At 68.3% G+C, this 1,932-nt stretch carries 2 protein-coding genes and 1 pseudogene; all 3 read right to left on the bottom strand.

Features of this window, described 5'->3' with window-relative positions:
• Positions 1-351, bottom strand: a 351-nt coding sequence (locus A6302_RS20130) for a type II toxin-antitoxin system VapC family toxin (RefSeq protein ID WP_069308499.1), incomplete at its 3' end; no start/stop codon positions are given.
• Complete coding sequence (locus tag A6302_RS20125; RefSeq protein WP_069308498.1) at positions 348-602, bottom strand: antitoxin; 255 nt, start codon at positions 600-602, stop codon at positions 348-350. The genes A6302_RS20125 and A6302_RS20130, both read right to left, overlap by 4 nt.
• Positions 603-788: 186 nt before the next feature.
• Positions 789-1,744: pseudogene (locus A6302_RS20120) on the bottom strand (cation diffusion facilitator family transporter).
• Positions 1,745-1,932: the final 188 nt, after the last annotated feature.

The raw sequence follows: 1,932 nt of genomic DNA, 5'->3' as shown, positions 1-1,932 counted from the left end.
GACATTCGCCGTTGCCAGAGTCAGATCGAGCGCGAGCGTCTGCGCGGCGATCAGCAGATCGTTGCCGCCGATCGGCGTTCCCCTGCGCTCGAGGTCGGCCCGGCAATCGCCGTAGATCCTGTCTGCCGGTTCCTCCAGGGCGAGGACGGGAATCAGCGCGAGGATCTCCTCGACCCGCTCGGTCAGCCTGGGCGATCCCTTCTTCAGACAGCCATAGCGCAATTTTGACGCCACGATGATGCTGGTGCAGACGTTGCCGTCGCCGACCCGCTGCAGATGCCGGAACACCGGTCCCTGCGGGTTGCGCACGAGATCGCTGATGATGTTGGTGTCGAGAAGATAGCGCGTCAAAACACGTCGTCCGGGCCGGCCGGCGGGTCCGCGATCTCCGGAAACGCATCGTCGATCGGTGCCCATGCCGCCAGCCGGTCCAGCAGTCCCGTGCTGCGGCGCACCGGCTCGAGGATCAGCCGGTCGCCGTCACGGCTGATCCGCACGCCGTCGCCGGGCAACTCGAATTCTGCGGGAATGCGCACGGCCTGGCTGCGGTTGTTGCGAAACAGCCGGACTTCCCGGACCCTCTGCGCGTCGATGTCGGCCATGCCGGGCAGCTCCTGGGCATCTCCCTCTGCATATGCCAGTATCTGCACGGAGCCCTGTGATCGCAAGCCGGCCGGATTTTCCCGCCGCGACCGGTCGATGCCACGCTCATCAATGTTCCATAATCTATATTATCCGCCGCGCTCGCGCCGAGCCTGACTCCGACGCGTTGGCCGCATCCGCCCGCCTCACGCGGCCCTCTCGACCTCGATCGTCACATGCGACAGCTCGGCCAGATGTGCGAGCTTCTCGCGGTAGACCCCCGGGTCCTGCGGCATGGCCGAGCGGATCGACACGATCGCGCCGTGATGGCCGGGGCCCAGCTGCCAGACGTGGAGGTCGGTGATGCGGTCGGCCTCGCCTTCGAGCGCGCCGCGGATCTCCGACGGCAGGGTCTCGTCGGACGGCACGTAGTCGAGCAGCGTCCGCCCCGTGTCGCGGATGAGACCCCAGGACCAGCGGGCGATCACCAGCGCACCCACCACCCCCATCGCCGGGTCCATCCAGCTCCAGCCATAGAGACTGCCGAGGACCAGCGCGGCAATCGCCAGCACCGAGGTCAGCGCGTCGGCCAGCACATGCAGGTAGACCGCCCGCAGGTTGTTGTCGGCGGAGCGCCCGTGGCCGTGGGCGTCGTGGTGGTGGCCATGACCATGACCATGGTCGTGGCCGTGATCGTGATCGTGATGAGCATGCCCGTGGTGGTCGTGGCCGTGGTGGTCGTGGCCATGCCGGGCGTGGCCATGGTGGCGGTGCGGGACGGAATGCCCGTGGTGGCCGTGATGCCCATGGTGCCCGTGATCGTCGCGCAGCAGCCAGGCGCAGACCAGATTCACCCCGAGACCGGCGACGGCGACGGCGATCGCCTGCGGAAAGTCGATGGCCACGGGCGCCTGGAAGCGCAGCAGGCTTTCCCAGCCGATCAGCAGCGCGACGAGGGCGAGCACGATGCGCTGGCAAAGCCGGCAAGATCGCCGAGCTTGCCGGTGCCGAAGGTGAAGCGCGGGTTGCGCGCGTGCCGGCGGGCGAACAGATAGGCGAGCGCGGCGATCAGCATCGCGGCCGCGTGGGTCGACATGTGCCAGCCGTCGGCCACCAGCGCCATCGAGCCGTAGAGCGTGCCGGCGGCGATCTCCAGGACCATCGTCGTCGCGGTGATGGCGATGACGATCCACGTCCGCCGTTCGTTGCGGGCGTGGTCCTCGCCGAGGAACACGTGGTCATGGGGCTGGAGAGCCGCGCGGCCGGATCGTTCATTTCAGATACATCCTCACGACGTCGATCAGTTCGGCGGCGCCCTGCGCCCGGGCGGGGTCGTCGTCGGTGTCGGGG

Origin of the sequence: Methylobrevis pamukkalensis, assembly GCF_001720135.1 — a bacterium.
Taxonomy (GTDB): domain Bacteria; phylum Pseudomonadota; class Alphaproteobacteria; order Rhizobiales; family Pleomorphomonadaceae; genus Methylobrevis; species Methylobrevis pamukkalensis.
The sequence above is the reverse complement of the archived record's forward strand: the minus strand, read 5'-3'. Positions and strand labels throughout refer to the sequence as shown.

Bases quoted from the DNA above. Each gene is read 5' to 3' on its own strand.
- A6302_RS20125 (WP_069308498.1), bottom strand. From the start codon at position 602: ATGGCCGACATCGACGCGCAGAGGGTCCGGGAAGTCCGGCTGTTTCGC.